The organism is Pseudomonas sp. LB3P31 (genome assembly GCF_054897945.1).
In genome coordinates, this window is the sequence record NZ_CM142710.1 from 484,428 (window position 1) to 504,148 (window position 19,721).

General features: G+C 60.0%; 14 protein-coding genes. 9 read left to right on the forward strand and 5 right to left on the reverse strand.

Features of this window, described 5'->3' with window-relative positions:
- Window positions 1–22: 22 nt before the first annotated feature.
- The 4 genes from pgm to ACYZTK_RS02090 form a co-directional block, all read right to left on the reverse strand.
- On the reverse strand, window positions 23–1,669 hold the full coding sequence (pgm, locus tag ACYZTK_RS02075; RefSeq protein WP_462012898.1) for a phosphoglucomutase (alpha-D-glucose-1,6-bisphosphate-dependent): 1,647 nt from the start codon (window positions 1,667–1,669) through the stop codon (window positions 23–25).
- A 100-nt stretch (window positions 1,670–1,769) separates the two neighbouring features.
- Window positions 1,770–3,161 (reverse strand): aminotransferase-like domain-containing protein, encoded by a 1,392-nt coding sequence (locus tag ACYZTK_RS02080; protein ID WP_462012899.1) that lies wholly within the window; start codon window positions 3,159–3,161, stop codon window positions 1,770–1,772.
- Window positions 3,162–3,166: 5 nt separating this feature from the next.
- A complete protein-coding gene (locus tag ACYZTK_RS02085) occupies window positions 3,167–4,621 on the reverse strand; it encodes a hypothetical protein (protein WP_462012900.1) in 1,455 nt (484 codons plus the stop codon).
- Window positions 4,622–5,185: 564 nt separating this feature from the next.
- Window positions 5,186–6,208: a zinc-dependent alcohol dehydrogenase family protein gene (locus tag ACYZTK_RS02090; protein WP_462012901.1), complete on the reverse strand. Its 1,023-nt coding sequence runs from the start codon at window positions 6,206–6,208 to the stop codon at window positions 5,186–5,188.
- 266 nt (window positions 6,209–6,474) lie between these two features.
- On the opposite strand from ACYZTK_RS02090, the gene ACYZTK_RS02095 reads away from it, so the two are divergent.
- The 9 genes from ACYZTK_RS02095 (at window position 6,475) to ACYZTK_RS02135 (ending at window position 19,219) form a co-directional block, all read left to right on the forward strand.
- Complete coding sequence (locus ACYZTK_RS02095) at window positions 6,475–7,404, forward strand: LysR family transcriptional regulator (protein WP_462012902.1); 930 nt, start codon at window positions 6,475–6,477, stop codon at window positions 7,402–7,404.
- 77 nt (window positions 7,405–7,481) lie between these two features.
- Window positions 7,482–7,649: a YhfG family protein gene (locus tag ACYZTK_RS02100; RefSeq protein ID WP_462012903.1), complete on the forward strand. Its 168-nt coding sequence runs from the start codon at window positions 7,482–7,484 to the stop codon at window positions 7,647–7,649.
- Window positions 7,646–8,260 (forward strand): Fic/DOC family protein, encoded by a 615-nt coding sequence (locus ACYZTK_RS02105; protein WP_462012904.1) that lies wholly within the window; start codon window positions 7,646–7,648, stop codon window positions 8,258–8,260. Before ACYZTK_RS02100 ends, ACYZTK_RS02105 begins: the two co-directional genes overlap by 4 nt.
- A 302-nt stretch (window positions 8,261–8,562) precedes the next feature.
- Entirely contained in the window at window positions 8,563–9,816 is a 1,254-nt protein-coding gene (gene mexE / locus ACYZTK_RS02110) for a multidrug efflux RND transporter periplasmic adaptor subunit MexE (protein WP_462012905.1), read from the forward strand.
- Between the two features lie 15 nt (window positions 9,817–9,831).
- Window positions 9,832–13,011: an efflux RND transporter permease subunit gene (locus ACYZTK_RS02115; RefSeq protein WP_462012906.1), complete on the forward strand. Its 3,180-nt coding sequence runs from the start codon at window positions 9,832–9,834 to the stop codon at window positions 13,009–13,011.
- Window positions 13,008–14,429: an efflux transporter outer membrane subunit gene (locus ACYZTK_RS02120; RefSeq protein WP_462012907.1), complete on the forward strand. Its 1,422-nt coding sequence runs from the start codon at window positions 13,008–13,010 to the stop codon at window positions 14,427–14,429. Before ACYZTK_RS02115 ends, ACYZTK_RS02120 begins: the two co-directional genes overlap by 4 nt.
- Window positions 14,430–14,689: 260 nt before the next feature.
- Complete coding sequence (locus ACYZTK_RS02125) at window positions 14,690–15,745, forward strand: tetratricopeptide repeat protein (protein ID WP_462012908.1); 1,056 nt, start codon at window positions 14,690–14,692, stop codon at window positions 15,743–15,745.
- A 304-nt stretch (window positions 15,746–16,049) separates the two neighbouring features.
- Window positions 16,050–17,552, forward strand: coding sequence for an ATPase domain-containing protein (locus ACYZTK_RS02130; protein ID WP_462012909.1), 1,503 nt, complete (start codon window positions 16,050–16,052; stop codon window positions 17,550–17,552).
- 14 nt (window positions 17,553–17,566) lie between these two features.
- Window positions 17,567–19,219, forward strand: a complete 1,653-nt coding sequence (locus tag ACYZTK_RS02135) for a response regulator (RefSeq protein ID WP_462015000.1) — start codon at window positions 17,567–17,569, stop codon at window positions 19,217–19,219.
- A gap of 120 nt (window positions 19,220–19,339) precedes the next feature.
- Here the strand turns inward: ACYZTK_RS02135 and ACYZTK_RS02140 are convergent, their stop codons facing one another.
- The gene (locus ACYZTK_RS02140; RefSeq protein ID WP_462012910.1) at window positions 19,340–19,717 is read right to left on the reverse strand and encodes a response regulator; all 378 of its coding nucleotides are present in this window, start codon (window positions 19,715–19,717) and stop codon (window positions 19,340–19,342) included.
- Window positions 19,718–19,721 lie beyond the last annotated feature (4 nt).

A 19,721-nucleotide genomic window follows, 5' to 3' on the forward strand; every position in this document is an offset into this window, starting at 1 on the left:
GCCCCTTTTTCATGCGTTCGTATTACTTGGATGAAATAGCGCCATCCACCAGCGTCTGCGCTTCGGCAACCAGTTGCTTGAGGTGCTCGTCACTGACGAAGCTCTCGGCGTAGATCTTGTAGATGTCTTCCGTGCCAGACGGTCGTGCGGCGAACCAGCCGTTTTCGGTCATCACTTTCAGTCCGCCAATTGCCTGGTCGTTACCCGGGGCATGGCTGAGGATGCTCTGGATCGCTTCGCCGGCCAGCTGGGTCGAAGTGACCTGATCAGGCGACAGCTTGCTCAGCAGAGCTTTCTGCTCCGGGTTGGCCTTGGCGTCGACCCGAACCGAAAACGGCTCGCCCAGCTCATCGGTCAGGGCGCGGTAGGCCTGGCTCGGGTCACGACCGGTACGGGCGGTCATTTCTGCAGCCAGCAGGGCCGGAATCAAGCCGTCCTTGTCAGTGCTCCAGACTCCGCCGTCCTTGCGCAGGAACGAGGCGCCGGCGCTTTCTTCCCCGCCAAAGCCCAGGGAACCGTCGAAAAGTCCGTCGGCAAACCATTTGAAGCCCACCGGGACTTCGTACAGGCGACGTCCCAGGCGCTTGGCGACCCGATCGATCAAACCACTGCTGACCACGGTCTTGCCCACGGCAGCGTCGGCGCGCCACTGGGGACGGTTCTGGAACAGGTAGTCGATCGACACTGCAAGGTAGCTGTTCGGCGCCAGCAGGCCTCCGGATGGGGTCACGATGCCGTGGCGATCGTGATCCGGGTCACAGGCAAACGCCACATCGAAGCGTTCTTTAAGTCCGATCAAGCCCTGCATGGCATGGCTGGACGATGGGTCCATACGAATCTGGCCATCCCAATCTACCGTCATGAAACGGAACGTCGGGTCGACCTGTTTGTTGACCACTTCCAGGTCCAGCTTGTAGTGATCGGCAATGGCCGACCAGTAGCGCACCCCTGCTCCACCCAGCGGATCAACGCCCAGGCGCAGTTTGGCAGCGCGGATGGCATCGAAGTCGATCACATTGATCAGGTCGGCGACATAGGTGTTGAGGTAGTCGTGACGATGGGTAGTCTCGGCTTTCAGCGCTTGCTCGTAGCTGATGCGCTTGACGCCTGCGAGCTTGTTGCCCAGCAATTCGTTGGCCTTGGCTTCGATCCACTTGGTGATGTGGGTGTCGGCCGGGCCGCCATTGGTGGGGTTGTATTTGTAGCCGCCGCTTTGCGGCGGGTTGTGCGACGGGGTAATGACGATACCGTCTGCCAGGCCTGACGTACGGCCGCGGTTGTAGCAAAGAATGGCGTGGGAGATGGCCGGTGTCGGGGTGTATTCATCACCCTCGGCAATCATCACGGTCACGCCGTTGGCCGCCAGCACTTCAAGGGCGCTGGCGCCCGCCGGTGTGGACAGCGCGTGGGTATCGATCCCGACGAATAGCGGACCGTCGATGCCCTGGGCCTGGCGATACAGGCAGATCGCCTGGCTGATGGCCAGGACGTGCCATTCGTTGAAACTCAAATCGAACGAGCTGCCTCGGTGCCCGGAGGTGCCGAACGCGACGCGCTGGGTGGAAATGGCGGCGTCAGGCTGGCCGGTGTAATAGGCCGTTACCAGTCGCGGGATATCGACCAACAATTCTGCCGGTGCCGGTTTGCCCGCAAAAGGATTGAGTGTCATGCAAAACCTCTGGAATCGATTGGTTCGGGAATTGGAACGCAGTTTACTGGCAGTTTGACCGCAAGGCGATCAGATCGATCCACGCGCACTGTGCCATGGCCTAATCGAGCGATTCCAGGCGCAACGCGTCCCCCAGTAAACCGACCGCAGCCGCCAGGTCATGGTCACCGCCGAAGGTGTGGCTCAGGCGCATGTGCTGGTTGTGCAGGCCGTGCAAGCTGAACAGTTCGCCCGGGGCGATCAGCACCTGGCGCTGCAGCAACCGCTGGAACACTCGGCGCACGTCCACCTGGCGTAATGAACGCACCCAGATCGTCGCACCGCCCTGGGGCTCGACAAAAGCCAGGGCATCGCCCAGGCGCTCGTGCAGCAACTGGCTCATCTGCACCGAGCGCTCCTTGAGCAACCGGCGCAGTACCTGCAGGTGCTGATCAATGCGGCCGTTGATGTACAAGCGCGCAATGGCCTTCTGGCGAATCGGCGACAAGCGGAACGAACGCAGCAGGAAGTGCCGTTGCAGCTCGGCCCGCAAATGTCGCGACAGCACGTAGCCATAGGGCGCTTCGGGGCCGATGATTTTTTCGAAGGTCGAATAGACGATCAACCGACCGGGGTCCAGCAGATCACGAAAGCGCAAACCGTCCGGCTCGAATCCGAGCTCTCCATGGCAGTCGTTTTCCAGAACCCAACAGCCATGCATTCCAAGCAACCGCGCTACCTCGCGGCGGTTGTCCTCCCCAGCCAGGCTCGCTCGTGGCATGTTCAACCGCGAGGACAGCAGCACCAGTTGCACGGTCTTCAGCGCCAGGGTGCGCTCGAGCGAGTCGACATCCAGCTCGCCATTCGCCTGCACCGCCAGTTCGACCACCTGGACGCCAGCGGACTGCAGCAGGCGCAGGAGCGGCCAATCGCACGGCGATTCAACCACCACCGTAGCCTGTCGCAGCGACAGCACTTCTATGAGGATTTCCAGGACTCCGCGCAGGTCCGCGCCGATGTACACATCATCGGCATGCCAGCAACGCAGTGGCGAGGTGGTGTAACGCGCCGCCAGTGCCGCGCGCAGCTCCAGCTCGCCGCAGGGTTGCGCGCTCGATTGTGGCTGTCGCGGATACTGGCGCAACAGCTCGCGCTCCAGCAGCAACAGCGGACTGTCCAGCGGCTGCAGCAACGTTGGTTCGTCTGCGCTGAGCACCAGCATGGCCGGACGCCTGGCGTTGAGGTAAACCGTTTCGAGCAGATCGTGACCACTGCCGTACGTGTCGATGGACGACACGGGCACCGCGTAGTAACCGGATTTTGCCAGCGAGTAGACCCTGCCCTCTTTCTCCAGCAGCGAGTAAGCGTACTGGATGGTCGAGATCGAAACGCCAAGGCGCTCGGCCAAGTGTCGCAATGACGGCAGGCGCACCCGTGCATCCCTGGCCGACTCGTTGATCAGCTGGGTCAGGTAGCGATAGACCGCCTGGTAGGCAAAGCCGCGTTCTCCCACGCCATTCAACGCCCCGTTGACCGTTCACCCGACGCAGCGGGGTCGACGTCACCGGAGATTGGCAGCAAATCCGCCGGATCATTGAGCACCGGTTCCATGCGATACAGTTTGCCAATCAACTCGACTGGAATGCCGCTGACGTCGACCATCCATTGCAGGACCTGCTCCGGCACTGTCTGGCCTTGCATGGCGCGGTGCAGGTCAGGCATCCCCACCAGCATGCCGGGGTGGCAATGGCGCAGGAAACGTTCAAGCCCAGCCCCCCGGTTAACGAAGGGCGCGAACAGCAGGCACACCAACTGGGCCTCGCTCAGGCCAAGATTGCGCTGGGTTTCTGCGCTGGCCTGGGCCCGCTGCTCAGCCTGCATCTGGCGCTTGCCGAACACCTCTTCAGCCTGCTGGCACATGCGCTCCGGAAGCTGCTTGCGCCGCATCATCACCAATACCCGCTGGTGGAACTCGGCGACCCCGCTATCGTAGCTGCCGCCGTGCATGAAGCACGCCTGCAACCCGCGGAGATGGGCACTTACCTCCAGGCTGACAAATTCATTGTCGCTGACCTGAGCCATCAGCCCATCGGGCTGGAAACCGAGAAACTCGGTCAACAGCGGCCAACGCTCTTCGAGATTGCTCACCAGCATGTCGTGGATGTCGACAAAGGTGGTGCGTCGGCAGATTTCAAATTTATCCGCAGGACGCCACTGCGGCTGGATGAGCTCTGGCTGGAAACCCTGATAGCATTCACCACCCAACTCATCGAGCAATGCAAACAGGTCCTCGTAGCCTGTTTCCGGCTGTTGCGAAGGCAGGAATCCGGCTTTGGCGGTAGCGCGCTTGAGGCCATCGAGAAACTGTTTCTGCTGGCGTGGAGTTTCGCTGCTGACCAGCACATCGACCCCGCCGTCCCACCGGGCAATCTGCCCGTAGAAATCCCCGGTGGCGAGGAAGCCGTTATCCCACAGATCAAGAGCATGCTCACCGGTACGGCGATGTCCGACCATCAGCGTGTTCAGCCGATTGACTTCACGGCCGGCCTCGCACATCGGAGTGGACTGGGAAAATGGCAGAACTTCGCGATTGTCGACCATCAGCACCTCTACCCGCGGGTCGTCATAGAGGAACAAGGCGCTGTAACTGTTGTGGATGTTATCCAGTGCCATGGCGCTCACGCCGTTCTGCTGCAGTGACGCCACCCGCAGCTGGAAGGTAGTCGGTGCCCGTCCAGCGATGCTCAACTGCGCTGCCCGCAGCAGCGCCAAGGTATAACAACTGTCGCGGGAACCGGTCTGGATAACCAGCACCTTGTAATTGGCCAGACATTCCATGCCGCCGGCGGCAACCACCAGGCGCTGGATCAATAGCTGTAATGCCGTTCGCTCGGCGCGAGAGAAGAAACCCAGTAACCGTTGCAGTATTTGTTGGTAAACATGGTTCATGGCTTGGTCATGGATGCTGGTCATAGGTATGTACCTGATACTGGAAATAATCTATATCGCGAACAGCGCAGAAAGTTCTGCGCTGCGCCTTGCCCACCCCGCCTGAATGACGGACGTCTAATTGCAAATGCTAACACTTTAGTGTTTGAGACTTTATTTGAAATAAATAAAGCGCGCCCACGGTTGATTCGATGAGAATCGCCGCAAACCGCCTGAAAGCACCGCGCGCAGCGGGTGCTCAAGACATCCTAGGAAATGTCCGACAACGTCCCACAGACAATTACCACAAGAAGTTAGGAAGAAAGTCACCAGGTTTTTCCTGACAACCGTACAGCTTCGAACAGGGAGTTCGATGTATATCAACGGGGCGTACTGAAGGGTATCAACTGAATACTCAGCCATGACTCATTCCTTGAGATGAAAGCAATCATTCAATTATCAAGGCTTACTGGTTTATTAGAAGATACAGATGCAGAGTAAAAACCAGTTCAGTTACCGAACTGATTCACCCGAAGAGCGAGAGGGTGTTTGATTTTTACACACGAACAAAAAGTCCGTGCGGGCACGGACTTTTCAGAGCAGCTGGATCTACACAGGTTCGACCTGCAGCGCCACCCGTTCGCGGCATGGGCATTCGTCCATGTAGCGGTGTGCTTCGACGAACTCGGCAAACGGAAAGACCCGGGTCTTGAGCGGCAGCAGCACGCGGTCTGCGGTCAGCTGGTTGATATCGCGCAACGCCCGTTGCATCGCCACCTGGTCCTGCACGATCCCCAACTCCGGCTTGCCGGTGAAGTTACCGATGCAATGCACAAAGAACTGAATGTTCTTCTGGAACGCCGCACAGGCCGGGAATGGCGTTTGATTGCCCCCTTGCAGGCCGTACAGCACCAGGCTGCCACGGGGAGCCAGCACATCACCCAGCAACGACATCTGCGGACCACCCAGGCCATCGAACACCACATCGACGCCACGGTTGTCGGTGATCTTGTTGATCTGCATCAGCAGGTCCTGTTCCTCGGTGACAATGACCTTCTCGGCCCCCAGGGACAGCAGGTTTTCCCGTTCTTCCGCGCTCTTTGTAGCAGCAATGACCCGGATGCCCAGCGCCTTGCCCAACTGGACGAAGGACGGACCGGCACAGTGACTGGCGTCAGTCACCAGGGCGAACTGCCCCGGTTTAACCCGAGCCAGGTCCACATAGGCAAAGTAGGCAATCAACAGCGGCGTGTAGTGCACGCTGGCTTCAATCGGGGTGAGCACGTCCGGATAACGGGTGAGTGCAGTGCGTGGCAGCACGATCTGCTCGCCGTACACCGGGTAATCATTCGGGCTTTCTGCCGGGAAGCTCGCGACCTTGTCGCCGACTTCCAGGTCATTCACGCCCTCGCCCAGCGCCGTGACAACGCCGGACATTTCATGCCCCAGACCCGAAGGCAGGCGAGCATGGGACGAAGCCAGGTTCTGGCGCCAGAGAATGTCGTACCAGCTGATGCCAATTGCCTCGACACGCACCTGCACTTCGCCCGGTGCGGGCAGAGCAGCCGCATGCTCTTCGCATTTGAGCACCTCGGCCGGACCAAACTTGTGAAAACGGATCGTGCGTGACATCGCAAACCTCGTCAAAGAAACCTCTAATGCCCCGAACTCTATATGGGCTTTGTAGCCAAGACTATCAGTGGCTATTAATAGTCGACATGCCTGTCATTGATTCCGCACCCTCGACAGGATCAACGGTGGGGGTCTGACCTGGGTGAGGCGCACCGTTAAAAATGAATTAGTCGGTGCAGAGTACCAGCCTTTCCCCGTAAGATTCATGCCGGTCATTGTTCCCATATGACCGCCCTCGTCAAGCCAAGACTCTGCCAGGACTCCAGATGAATCGTAATGACCTGCGTCGTGTCGACCTGAACCTGTTGATCGTATTCGAAACATTGATGCACGAGCGCAGTGTGACCCGCGCAGCGGAGAAATTGTTCCTCGGCCAGCCCGCGATCAGCGCCGCGCTCTCGCGCCTGCGTGGCCTGTTCGACGATCCGCTGTTCGTGCGCACCGGCCGCAGCATGGAACCGTCCGCACGGGCAGTGGAGATCTTCGCCCTGCTCTCCCCGGCGCTGGATTCGATTTCCACCGCAGTCAGCCGCGCGGCGGAGTTCGACCCGGCCACCAGTACGGCGGTGTTCCGCATCGGGCTGTCGGATGACGTGGAGTTCGCCCTGCTGCCCATGCTGCTCAAGCGCCTGCGCGCGGAGTCGCCGGGGATCGTATTGGTGGTGCGTCGGGCCAATTACATCCTGATGCCATCGCTGCTGGCCTCCGGTGAGATTTCCATCGGCGTCAGTTATACGGCCGACTTGCCGGCCAACGCCAAGCGCAAAGTGCTGCGCCGCAGCCTGCCTAAACTGCTGCGCGCGGACACGGTGCCCGGGCCTTTGAGCCTGGACGATTTCTGCGCCCGCCCCCACGCCTTGGTGTCGTTCGCTGGTGACCTCAGTGGGTTTATTGATGAAGAGCTGGAAAAGCTTGGGCGTAAACGGCATGTGGTGCTCGCGGTCCCGCAGTTCAACGGCTTGAGTACGCTGTTGTCCGGGACGGATATAGTCGCGACTGTGCCTGATTACACTGCTGAAGCGTTGACTGCTGCGGGTGGTGTGCGCGCTGAGGATCCGCCGCTGCCGGTACGCAGCTTTGAATTGCACATGGCCTGGCGTGGCTCGCAGGATAATGATCCTGGGGAGCGCTGGTTGCGGTCGCGGATTCAGATGTTTTTTGGGGATCCGGATAGTCTTGAGCAGCCGGGGCCTTGAAGAACCGACCTCTGGCTATTCAGTGGTGCCACTAGATCAGCTATAATGGTCATACATGTACAGTGAGGTGCCCAATAATGGAAAAGCTGAGCTTACAGGCCAAAAAGGCCCACTTTGCCAAGACACGTCGATCCAATTTCGCGGCCAGCATGCGCCTCGAAGGTTTTGTGCCGTCTCCTGATGGTGAAATTAAATTGCCTACCCGTGAAGCCGCACTAAAAGCTGTCCGGCACATCAAGGCTTGAGCCGCGACAAGTACGGCACTGATGAAGTCCCGGATTGCTATCCGGGCACAGACGTACTCATAAACTTACTCGACTTGCATGACGCCGACGACCTGGAAGAAGCCGAACGCTACATTACGGAGGTAGTGTCCGCACGGCTTGAGTTCCTGGAGCCACCCTACAGCCTTGGTACCATGAGGCACATTCACCGTGTTCTGTTTTCTCAAGTGTATGCCTGGGCCGGAGAGATTCGAACTTTGGCGATCAGCAAGAACGACACGAGGTTTTGCAGTCCCGAATTTATTGAGGCGGAAGCTGCAAGAGAGTTTTTTAAGATCGCCGCTGCCGGTTGGTTCGAAGGGTATTCGAAAGACTCGTTAATAGCAGCAGTTGCCCAGTCTTATGGCACTCTGAACGTTGCGCATCCATTCCGAGAAGGGAATGGAAGGACCCAACGCATACTTTTCGAATGGATTATAGGTAATGCCGGATACTCAGTTGATTGGGGGTTAGTCACTCAGGAGGAATGGGTTAGTGCAAACATCCGTTCCTATCTTGGTGATGACGGCCACCTCGAACACGTTTTCAATCGGTGCATAGGGTCGCCGATTCAGGAAACCAATTGCCCTTGAGAGCGGACCAGTGGGCGCGCTCGGTTCGCGCTTGTCGCCGCCGGCACCTTCACCACTCACGCGGCAGCTTGGGGATCCGGATAGTTAAATCTGACCTGGTTTGAAGCCCGGCCTTTACATTCCCTGCAACACACAATTCCCATCAAGCACATTGATAGCACCCTAACGAAAGGCGCATGCTAGAGGGCTAACTTCAGTCTTATATCATTCCGAATGATAGTTACCTTCGCCTCATTCGATTCGTGCGATACAACCCCGCCGCTCATCATCCGTCCATTCTCAATACATTGGCGGATGCATCCATGGAACAGTCACTTAAACATTTGCGCTTCCCGTTGGCCTTGTTGGCCGTACTGGTGATGAGCGCCTGCGGTAAGACGCCGGAGACAGCGGCCGCCATGCCGGCGGCCAAGGTCAGTGTCGCCAAGGTGCTGGAGCAGCCCGTCAACGAATGGGACGAATTCACCGGTCGCCTCGAAGCGCCGGAAACCGTCGAGATCCGCCCTCGCGTCTCCGGCCAGATTGATGAAGTAGCCTTCACCGAAGGCGCGCTGGTCAAGAAAGGTGACCTGCTGTTCCAGATCGACCCGCGTCCGTTCCAGGCCGAGGTCCGCCGCCTTGAAGCCTTGGTTGCACAGGCCCGCGCCAATGCCACCCGCAGTGAAAACGAAGCCCAGCGCGGTGAGCGCCTGCGTACCAGCAATGCGATTTCCGCAGAGCTGGCCGACTCGCGCACTAGCGCTGCGCAAGAGTCCCGCGCTGCGGTTGGCGCCCTGCAAGCGCAGCTCGACCTGGCCAAACTCAACCTCAGCTTCACTCGCGTGACCGCGCCCATCAGCGGCCGCGTCAGCCGTGCGGAAATCACCGCCGGCAACCTGGTCACGGCCGACACTACCGCGCTGACCAGCGTGGTTTCCACCGACAAGGTCTACGCCTACTTCGACGCCGATGAGCGCGTGTTCCTCAAATACACCCAGCTGGCGCGCCAGGGCAAACGCGGCGCGACCACTCCGGTATACCTCGGCCTGTCCAACGAAGACGGCAACCCGCACCAGGGCGTGATGAATTTCGTCGACAACCGCGTCAACCCGCAAACCGGCACCATCCGTGGCCGTGCAGTGTTCGACAACGCCGACGGCACTTACACCCCGGGCCTTTATGCGCGTCTGAAGCTGGTCGGCAGCGGCACCTACTCCGCCGTGTTGATCAACGACGAAGCCGTCGGCACCGATCTGGGCAAGAAGTTCGTGCTGGTAATGGATGGCGATAACAACACGGTGTACCGCTCCGTCGAACTGGGTCCGAAGATCGAAGGGTTGCGCATCGTACGCAGCGGCCTGACTAAAGATGACACGGTTATCGTCAAGGGTCTGCAACGGGTACGCCCCGGCTCCCCGGTCACCCCTGAAGTAATCCCGATGGCCAGCGAACAAACCCTCGCGGCACTCGCCCAACAACGACAAGCGCTGGAAGCCAGCAACCTGCCCCAAGTCGCACCTGCCAAGGTCGCGCCGGGATCGGTTGTAAAAGTGGCTGCCGCGACTCCACGCGGTTAAGGGACGACAACTCCGATGAATTTTTCCCAATTCTTCATATCCCGGCCGATCTTCGCAGCAGTGCTGTCGCTGCTGATCCTGATTGCCGGTGCAATCTCGCTGTTCCAGTTGCCGATCAGCGAATACCCGGAAGTGGTGCCGCCGACCGTGGTGGTGCGCGCGAACTTCCCGGGCGCCAACCCCAAAGTCATCGGTGAAACCGTGGCGGCTCCGCTGGAGCAGGCCATCACCGGCGTCGAGAACATGCTGTACATGTCCTCGCAGTCCACCGCCGACGGCAAGATCACCCTGACCATCACCTTCGCCCTGGGCACTGACCTGGATAATGCCCAAGTGCAGGTGCAGAACCGCGTGACCCGTACCGAGCCCAAGCTCCCCGAGGAAGTGACGCGCATCGGTATCACGGTGGACAAGGCCTCGCCCGACCTGACGATGGTTGTGCACTTGACCTCGCCGGACAAGCGCTACGACATGCTCTACCTGTCCAACTACGCCCTGCTCAACATCAAGGATGAGCTGGCGCGCCTGGGCGGTGTCGGTGATGTGCAGCTGTTCGGCATGGGCGATTACTCGCTGCGGGTCTGGCTGGATCCGAACAAGACCGCTTCACGCAACTTGACCGCCACTGACGTGGTCACGGCAATTCGTGAACAGAACCGCCAGGTCGCCGCCGGTGCCCTGGGTGCGCCTCCCGCGCCAAATGCCACGGCGTTCCAGCTCTCGGTCAACACCCAGGGTCGCCTGGTGTCCGAGGAAGAGTTCGAGAACATCATCATTCGCTCCGGCGAAAACGGTGAAATCACTCGCCTCAAGGATATCGCCCGGGTCGAGCTGGGCTCCAGCCAGTACGCCCTGCGCTCGCTGCTGAACAATCAGCCGGCAGTGGCGATCCCGATCTTCCAGCGCCCTGGTTCGAATGCGATCGAAATTTCCAACCAGGTCCGCGACAAGATGGCGGAGCTGAAGAAGAACTTCCCGGAAGGCATGGACTTCAGCATCGTCTATGACCCGACCATCTTCGTGCGTGGCTCTATCGAAGCGGTGGTTCACACCCTGTTCGAAGCGCTGATCCTGGTGGTGCTGGTAGTAATCCTGTTCCTGCAAACCTGGCGCGCGTCGATCATTCCACTGGTGGCGGTCCCGGTTTCGCTGATCGGCACCTTTGCAGTGATGCACCTGTTCGGCTTCTCGCTGAACGCGCTGTCACTGTTCGGCCTGGTACTGGCGATCGGTATCGTGGTGGACGACGCCATCGTGGTGGTGGAGAACGTCGAACGAAACATTGGCCTGGGTCTGACCCCGGTCGAAGCCACCAAGCGCGCCATGCGTGAAGTGACCGGCCCGATCATCGCGACGGCGCTGGTGTTGTGTGCGGTGTTTATCCCGGCTGCGTTCATCTCCGGCTTGACCGGGCAGTTCTACAAACAGTTCGCCCTGACCATCGCGATTTCGACCGTGATCTCGGCCTTCAACTCGCTGACCTTGTCGCCGGCGCTGGCGGCGGTATTGCTCAAGAGCCATGACGCACCGAAAGACCGCTTCTCCCGGGTGCTCGACAAGCTGTTCGGTGGTTGGTTGTTCCGTCCGTTCAACCGCTTCTTCGACAAGGCGAGCCACGGTTATGTCGGCACTGTTGCCCGGGTTATCCGCAGCAGCGGTATCGCCCTGATCCTCTATGCCGGCTTGATGGTGCTGACCTTCTTCGGTTTCGCCAACACCCCTACCGGCTTCGTACCCGGCCAGGACAAGCAGTACCTGGTGGCGTTCGCGCAATTGCCGGATGCGGCGAGCCTGGATCGTACTGAAGAAGTGATCAAGCGCATGTCCGACCTGGCCCTCAAACAGCCTGGAGTGGACAGTGCGGTGGCCTTCCCTGGCCTGTCGATCAACGGTTTCACCAACAGCCCGAACGCCGGCATCGTGTTCGTCACGCTCAAACCATTTGATGAACGCAAAGACCCAAGCATGTCGGCCGGTGCCATCGCCGGGGCGTTGAATGGTCAGTTCGCCGGGATCCAGGAAGCCTACATGGCGATCTTCCCGCCGCCGCCGGTACAGGGCCTGGGCACCATCGGTGGTTTCCGCCTGCAGATCGAAGACCGGGGCAACCTGGGCTACGACGAACTGTACAAAGAGACCATGAACATCATCAACAAGAGCCACAACGTACCGGAACTGGCTGGCCTGTTCACCAGCTACACGGTGAACGTGCCCCAGGTCGATGCTGCCATCGACCGGGAAAAAGCCAAGACCCACGGCGTGGCGGTCAGCGACATCTTCGACACCCTGCAGATCTACCTGGGTTCGTTGTATGCCAACGATTTCAACCGCTTCGGGCGCACCTACCAGGTCAACGTCCAGGCCGAGCAGCAGTTCCGTCTCGAACCAGACCAGATCGGTCAGCTCAAAGTGCGTAACAACAAGGGCGAGATGATCCCGCTGGCGACCTTCATCAAGGTCAGCGACACCTCGGGCCCGGACCGCGTGATGCACTACAACGGCTTCATCACCGCTGAAATCAACGGTGCGGCAGCCCCCGGCTACAGCTCCGGCCAGGCCGAGAAAGCCATCGAGAAACTGCTCAAGGAGGAACTTCCGAACGGCATGACGTACGAATGGACCGACCTGACCTACCAGCAGATCCTGTCCGGCAACACCGCACTGTTCGTGTTCCCGCTGTGTGTACTGCTGGCGTTCCTGGTGCTCGCGGCTCAATACGAAAGCTGGAGCCTGCCATTGGCAGTAATCCTGATCGTACCAATGACCCTGCTGTCGGCGATTGTCGGAGTGATTGCATCGGGAGGCGACAACAACATCTTTACCCAGATCGGCTTGATCGTACTGGTGGGACTGGCCTGCAAGAACGCGATTCTGATCGTCGAGTTCGCCAAGGATAAACAGGAAGAAGGCATGAGCCCGCTGGCTGCGGTACTCGAAGCCTGCCGCCTGCGTCTGCGGCCGATCCTGATGACCTCCTTCGCGTTCATCATGGGTGTGGTGCCCCTGGTGTTCTCCAGCGGCGCCGGTGCTGAAATGCGTCACGCCATGGGTGTGGCGGTGTTCTCCGGGATGCTCGGGGTGACCTTCTTCGGCCTGTTGCTGACGCCGGTGTTCTACGTGCTGATTCGTAACTTCGTGGAGCGCGGTGAAGCGCGCAAAGCGGCCAAGACCCTGAAACTGGAGGCGCAACAATGAGCCTGAAAGCCTTCCTCCCGAGTTTGCTGGTGCTGGCCCTGAGTGCCTGCGCCGTTGGCCCGGACTACCAGACTCCGGCGACGGAACCGGCGCACATCAGCGCCGCCACCGATGGCGCTGCCGGCCAGAAGAACTTCGATCGTTCGCGCTTCGAAGGCATCTGGTGGCAGCAGTTCGAAGACCCGACGCTCAACCAGTTGGTGGTTCAGTCGCTGCAAGGCAACCGCGATCTGCGAGTAGCCTTCGCTCGCTGGAAAGCCGCCCGGGCGATCCGTGACGACGCCAGCAATGACGCCATGCCGACCATCACCAGCCGCGCCAGCAGCGAGCTGGGCAAAGGCCAGATTCCGGGCCAGACCAACCAACGGGTGAATAGTGAACGCTATGACCTGGGCCTGGACATGGCGTGGGAAATCGATCTGTTTGGCCGCATCCAGCGCAACCTGGAATCGGCCGACGCCGAACAGCAAGGAGTCGAGGCCGATCTGTACCAGCTGCAAGTCACCATGATTGCCGAGCTGGTCGACTCCTACGGTCAACTGCGCGGTGCGCAACTGCGGGAAAAGATCGCCCTGGCCAACCTGGACAACCAGCAGGAGTCACGCAAGATCACCATCAGCCTGCGGGATGCCGGCGTCGGCGATCAACTCGACGTCGAGCGTGCCGATGCGCGCCTGGCCGCAGTCGAAGCCAGCGTGCCGCAGTTGCAGGCCGAGCAGGTGCGGCAGAAGAATCGCATCGCCACCCTGTTGGGTGAGCGTCCGGACAAGCTAACGGTCGATCTGAGCCCCAAAGACCTGCCGGCCATCGCCAAGGCGCTGCCGATCGGCGATCCGGGTGAGTTGCTGCAACGCCGTCCGGACATTCTCAGTGCCGAACGCAAGCTGGCTTCGGCCACTGCGCGCATTGGCGTGGCCAAGGCCGACCTGTTCCCACGGGTAAGCCTGAGTGGGTTCCTCGGTTTTACCGCTGGGCGTGGCTCGCAGATCGGCTCCTCGGCGGCCAACGCCTGGGCGCTGGGCCCGAGCATCACCTGGGCGGCGTTTGACCTGGGCAGCGTGCGCGCCCGTTTGCGCGGCGCCGATGCCGATGCCGAAGGCGCGCTGGCGACCTACGAACAGCAAGTGCTGCTGGCCCTGGAGGAGTCGGAAAATGCTTTCAGCGATTACGGCAAACGCCAGCAACGCCTGATCTCGCTGATTCGTCAGAGTGAGTCGAGCCGCGCGGCCGCTGACCTGGCGCAGATTCGCTACCGCGAAGGCACTTCGGACTTCCTCGTGCTGCTCGACGCCCAACGCGAGCGCCTGGCGGCGGAAGACACCCAGGCCCTGGCCGAGGTGGATCTGTATCGCGGCATTGTCGCGATATATAAGGCCCTGGGGGGTGGCTGGGCCCCGGAGACGATCGCCAGCAAGTAACCGTTGCAAGAGCTCCTTTGGTTGGCCGCAACCAACCAATTTTTTAGCCCCGCGTCTCATTCGGTCGCGGGGTTTTTTTTGCCTGTGCGCAAGTTGGGTTTACACCAGTCACTGTGGGAGCGGGCTTGCCCGCGAAGACGGTGGCACATCCCTGCGTGGGTCGGGCGATGCTTTCAAGCGCCGATCGCAGGGTTTGACTCCGCGCCCTGCCTGACCGAAGCTGACGGCTTTGCACTCGCTTGTCAGCAATGGATTCCTGCATGCCCCAGTCTCGCCGCTACCTGATCATCAGCCTCTGCGTGCTGTTCGCCATCGTGCTGGCCTGGTTTTTCCTGCGCAGCACCACCCCTGAAGTTCCACCCGCGATCAAACGGGGTTACAGCGAAGCGCTGGAGCAGGCGCGAGCCGGCAAACCCGGCGCAGCGCGTGTGCTCTACCAACAATTGGCGCGCCCCGATATCTCGGATAAACGACGCATCTGGCTGCATGCCGAACTGCCCAATTATCCAAGCTCGGTCGCGCTGAAACTGGCGGACGCGGACTTGCAGCATCAATCACCGCAAGTGCGTGTCGCGGCAATCAAAAGCATCAGTGCCCTGGTCCCCAACGGCCAGCGCAGCCTGTTGATCGGACCGTTGCTCGATGACAGCGAACAGCGCGTGCGTTCGACTGCGGTCAACGCCTTGCTCGGGCTGTCGCCGGATGATCTGGGTTTGTATTTCGGACCGCTGGAACAGGCAATCGATGCCTGGGAACTGGACCTGAAGGCCCAGCCGGAAAGTGCTGACAACTATTACCAGCTGGCTCGGCTACACCTGCATAATGGCGAGCTGAAACAGGCGCAGCAAGCGCTGGACAATACGTTGCGCCTGGCACCCGCCAACCTGCCGGCACTGGTGATGCAAATCGACGTCCTGGACCGCCAAGGCCAGAGCGACGCTGCCCGGCTGCTGCTGGCCAAACAACTCAAGGCCCAGCCTGACTCGGCTTACCTGCAACACGCGCTCGGCATGTGGTTGTTGCATCACGGGCAAAGTGAATACGCCGTGCTGGGTTTGTCCAAGGCGGTGGAACTGGAGCCGGATAACAAAGATTACCGCTATGACCTGGCGACCACCTTGCACGATGAGCAGGAGCTGGAAGCGGCACAGAAGCAGTTGCAGGAAATAGTCCAGCGCCACCCTGCCGATCGCCGTGCACGAGTGTTGTTGATCAATTACTGGAAGGAAAGCGGGCAGCTGCAGAATGTGCAGATCCTGCTGGCGCAGCTGGAGCAGATGAACCCGGATGATCCTGCTTTGCAGCAGGGGCTTTGAGATTATTCACATTTCCCCAGTGGCACCCGGTGGGAGCAAAGCTTGCTCGCGATGAGGGCCGAGTGTTCAAATCTGATGGTGACTGAAACACCTCTATCGCGAGCAAGCTTTGCTCCCACAGATATCATCTCCCGCAGATGTCTTCTCCTTCAGGGGATGCGCAGCCACTCGAAAACCGACAATTCGTGATAACTGACAAAAAAGTGTGGAACCGCCGTGATGGCACAAGGTCAAGTGAACAGGCAGTCCGAGCAGGCACTTCAGGCCTGCGGCCTCGCTTCCCCTAGTCATGAGAGGGCTTTTTTTGTCTACATCTAACGAGTTGTACAGTGCAAAAGCCGCCACCGGCATCGAAGGTCTGGATGACATCCTGGCCGGCGGATTGTCCCGCGGACATGTGTTCCTGCTGGAGGGTGAGCCCGGAACCGGCAAGACCACGATTGCGCTGCAGTTTCTAATGGCCGGCGCGCGAGCCGGTGAGCGCTCGTTGTATATCACCTTATCGGAGACCGAACGCGAGCTGCGCCAGGGCGCACTGTCCCACGGCTGGGAACTGGATGAAAACATCCACATATTCGAGCTCACTCCCCCGGAGAGCCTGCTCAACGCCGAGCACCAGCAAAGTTTGCTGTACTCCTCTGACCTTGAACTGGGTGAAGCCACCCGGCAGATTTTTGAAGTGGTCGAACGCGTCAAGCCGACCCGCGTCGTGCTCGACAGCCTTTCCGAGATTCGCCTGCTGGCGCAAAGCTCCCTGCGCTATCGCCGGCAGATCCTTGCCATCAAGCATTACTTTGTGCGCTACGACGCCACCGTGGTGCTGCTGGACGACCTGACCACCGAGTCCCTCGACAAGACCGTACACAGCGTGGCTCACGGAGTGATCCGCCTCGAAGAACTGACGCCCAACTATGGCGCCGAGCGCCGTCGCGTGCGCGTGGTCAAATTCCGCGGCCAGAAATACCGTGGTGGTTTTCACGACTTCACCATCATGGGTGATGGCGTGCATGTGTTCCCCCGATTGGTAGCCGCTGAACATCGCGGCAAGTACGTGCGTACCCAGTTGACCAGCAGCATTACAGAGCTTGATGCGCTGCTCGGGGGCGGCATCGAGACCGGTTCCAGCACTCTGGTCCTGGGCCCCGCCGGCACCGGTAAATCGCTGTTCTCGATGATCTTCGCCGCCGCTGCAGTAATGCGCGGTGAAAAGGCCGCGCTGTTCATCTTCGATGAAGAACTGGGGCTGCTGTTCGAGCGCATGAAAAACATGGGCATTGATCTCCAGGCCCTGCAGGACACCGGCAACCTGCTGATCGAACAGGTCGACGCGGCCGAACTCACGCCGGGGGAGTTTTCCCATCGGGTACGCCGTTGCGTCGACAAGCTCGGAATCAAGACCGTGGTGATTGACAGCATCAACGGCTACCAGGCGGCGATGCCGGAAGAGAACGCGCTGATCCTGCACATGCACGAACTGCTGCTGTATCTAAATCGCCAGGGCGCTGCGACGTTCATGACCGTGGCCCAGCATGGTCTGGTCGGCGACATGCAGGCGCCGGTAGACATCACTTACCTGGCGGATACGGTTATCCTGCTGCGCTATTTCGAAGCATTGGGCCAGGTCCGACGTGCCATTTCCGTCATCAAGAAGCGCACCGGCACCCACGAGACGACGATTCGTGAATATCGCATCAGTGCCAAGGGCATGAACATCGGCGAACCGCTTGATTCTTTCCAGGGCGTATTACGTGGCGTGCCCACCTACGTGGGTGCCAGTAAACCACTGCTGGTGGACGAAGCTCCGTGACGGCACAGAAAGCAATGTCCGAGCGTGCGCTCATCCTCGCGCCGCTGGGACGTGACGGCCAGATTGCGCTGATGATGCTCAGCGAAGCCGGGTTCGCCGGAGTCATCTGTCGTGATTTGCCTGCGCTATGCAGCGAGCTGGCATTGGGCGCAGGCCTGCTGCTGATTTCTTCGGAAGCGCTGCTGAGCGGAGATCTGGGACCGCTGATGGAGCTCATCGAGCAACAACCGGCCTGGTCGGACCTGCCGATTGTGCTGTTGACCTACCACGGCGGTCCCGAGCAAAACCCCGCCTCGCGCTTTGGCCCGCAACTGGGCAACGTGACGTTTCTCGAGCGCCCTTTCCATCCGGTGACCTTGATCAGCCTGGTGACCACCGCGCTGCGCGGGCGTCGACGACAATACGAAGCCCGGGACCGGCTGATTGACCTGAGTCAAAGCGAGCTGCGCCTTCAGACTATCCTTGAGACCCTTGAGCAACAGGTCGAGGAACGCACCGCGCAGCTACGCCACAACGAAGAAGCCCTGCGCCAGTCGCAGAAAATGGAAGCCGTAGGGCAACTCACCGGTGGTATCGCCCACGACTTCAACAACATGCTGACCGGCATCATCGGCAGCCTGGAATTGCTGCGCCGCCGCCTGGCCCGTGGCCGCACCGATGACCTGGACGGGCTGATCGACCTGGGGGTCACCTCGGCCAATCGTGCCGCCGGCCTGACACACCGCCTCCTGGCGTTCTCGCGCCGGCAATCGCTCGACTCCAAACCCGTGGAGATGAATGAGCTGGTGGTGTCGATGGGCGAGCTGCTCAAGCGCAGCATCGACGAAAGCATTCACTTGGATATGCAGCTTGATAACGGACTGTGGGTTGCCGAGGCCGATCCCAATCAATTGGAAAGCGCCCTGCTTAACCTGGTGATCAATGCCCGGGACGCCATGCCCAATGGCGGCAAGCTGGTGGTCAAGACCAGTAACGAGCATCTGGACGCAGACTTCGCCGAAGCGCACGCCAATCTGGCACCGGGGGATTACGTCAAGCTCAGTGTTACCGACAACGGTTGCGGCATGGAGCAAAGCATCATCAGCCGCGCGTTTGACCCCTTCTTCACCACCAAGCCCATTGGCCAGGGCACCGGCCTGGGCCTGTCGATGATCTATGGCTTCAGCAAGCAATCACGCGGGCATGTCGCCATTAGCAGTGAGGTGGGCGCAGGCACGACTGTGAGCCTGTATCTACCGCGCTTCGGTGGCGAGGTACCGCTGAGTTCGCCGATGGACACGCCTCTCGCTTCCTATGCGCAAAAAGGCGAGACCGTACTGATCGTTGAAGATGATCCGGCAGTGCGGGTGTTGGTCAGGACTGTGCTGGGCGATCTGGGCTATACATTTGTTGAGGCCGGTGATGCGAACAGCGCGGTGCCCATCCTGGAGTCTGGTCAGCGCATTGACCTGATGATCAGCGACGTGGGCTTGCCGGGGATGAATGGCCGGCAGCTGGCGGAGATAGGCCGACAGTATCGGCCGGAGCTGAAAGTCTTGTTCATCACCGGCTATGCCGAACATGCGGCGGTACGTGGGGGTTTTCTGGACCCGGGCATGCAAATGATCACCAAGCCGTTCACCTTCGATCTGTTGACGGCGAAGGTGCGGGAGATGATCCGGATCTGACGAGGGATGGGGTTCCTGAATTCATCCCGTAGGAGCTGCCGAAGGCTGCGATCTTTTGATTTTGTTTTTAAGATCAAAAGATCGCAGCCTGCGGCAGCTCCTACAGTATAAATTCCAGCCCTAAGACAGCATTTCCTGCATCAATTCCTGCAACACATCCAAGTCAAATGGCTTGCCCAGGATCGGCGCCTTGCGCGTAATCGGGCTGTCGGTCTCGCGGATTTCCTGTGGGTAGCCGCTGATGAAAATCACCTTGAGTTCCGGTCGCAGTTTGACTGCCGGCTCGGCAATCTGCACGCCGGAGATCCCGCCCGGCAGGCGGAAGTCGGTGATCATCATGTCCAGGTGCGGCTTGCTCGCGAGGATAGCAAACGCCTGCTCGCCGTTTTCGGCTTGCAGCACGCGGTAGCCCTCCCCCGACAAATAAGCGGACAACACCATCAATATCGAGGGGTCATCCTCGACGATGAGTACTACATCTTGCGCATCTTCACTCATGGGA